Source organism: Mesorhizobium sp. M2A.F.Ca.ET.037.01.1.1 (assembly GCF_003998075.1).
In the GTDB taxonomy this organism is placed as follows: Bacteria; Pseudomonadota; Alphaproteobacteria; order Rhizobiales; family Rhizobiaceae; genus Mesorhizobium.
Genome location: NZ_RZSA01001844.1, coordinates 1 through 416, shown reverse-complemented (window position 1 = coordinate 416; position 416 = coordinate 1). Strand labels below are relative to the sequence as shown.

The 416-nt window shown below is 66.8% G+C and carries 1 protein-coding gene; it reads right to left on the bottom strand.

What is annotated here, in order from left to right; genetic code table 11:
* The coding region (locus EOA27_RS40120) for an NAD-dependent epimerase/dehydratase family protein (RefSeq protein WP_145970977.1) at positions 1-416 on the bottom strand (416 nt) is incomplete at both ends.

The following is a 416-nucleotide window of genomic DNA, read 5'->3' as shown; positions in this document are numbered from 1 at the left end:
TGCAGGTGCCGTCCGGCGTCGGATAGTCGGTACCGAAGACCTGCATGAAGGGGCGCTTGCCGAGCGCGGTCTCGCAGGCAACCTTGATCAGATGCGTGGCGCCGGGCGTCGACTGTCCGGTGCGGCCCTTTGGATCGGCGCCGGCGACGTTGAAATAGCGCAGCGCCGTGTAACGGATGTCGTGCGCCAGCGCCGCGTCGCGCAGCATCCATTCGCTCATCAGCTTGGAGAGGCCATAGGGTGATTCCGGCGCCAGGCGGGCATCCTCGCGCACCGGCTCCAGCCCGGCGCCGCCATAGACGGCGGCGGTGGAAGAGAAGATGAAATGCGGCACGCCCTCGCGGACGGCCGTCTCGATCAGCGTGCGGGTCTTGCAGGTGTTGTTCTCGTAATAGCCGAGCGGATCGGCGACGGAT